The organism is Clostridium sp. AF15-41, from assembly GCF_003604095.1.
Taxonomy (GTDB): Bacteria; Bacillota; Clostridia; order Lachnospirales; family Lachnospiraceae; genus Coprococcus.
Genome location: NZ_QTMQ01000030.1, coordinates 1 through 367, shown reverse-complemented (window position 1 = coordinate 367; position 367 = coordinate 1). Strand labels below are relative to the sequence as shown.

General features: G+C 48.5%; 1 protein-coding gene. It reads left to right on the top strand.

The features are described 5' to 3' along the window. Positions 1-367, top strand: a 367-nt coding sequence (locus tag DWW43_RS12145; protein ID WP_207666016.1) for a DUF5979 domain-containing protein, incomplete at both ends; no start/stop codon positions are given.

The following is a 367-nucleotide window of genomic DNA, read 5'->3' as shown; positions in this document are numbered from 1 at the left end:
CAGCAGCCGTACCAAATGGCGGAACAGCAGAAGTAGCATTTACAAACAACTACAAGAAGCAGGTCGGCAGCCTGAAGCTGACAAAGACAGTAAGTGGAGACAAGACACTCACAGATGTAGCATCAGATATCAGCTTTAAGATCACAGGCCCAGACAGCTACAGTAAGACCGTAACCGGAGCAGAACTGTTAACAGCAGGCGGCAGTGTACAGATTGATGGCCTTGCAGTAGGTGATTACACAGTAGTCGAAACTGTAGCAGGAATCACAGGTTATACATTGACAACCAGCCATAAGGTAGGAAGCGGAAGCAAAGTTGACGGCAAGACAGCAACAGCAGCCGTACCAAATGGCGGAACAGCAGAAGT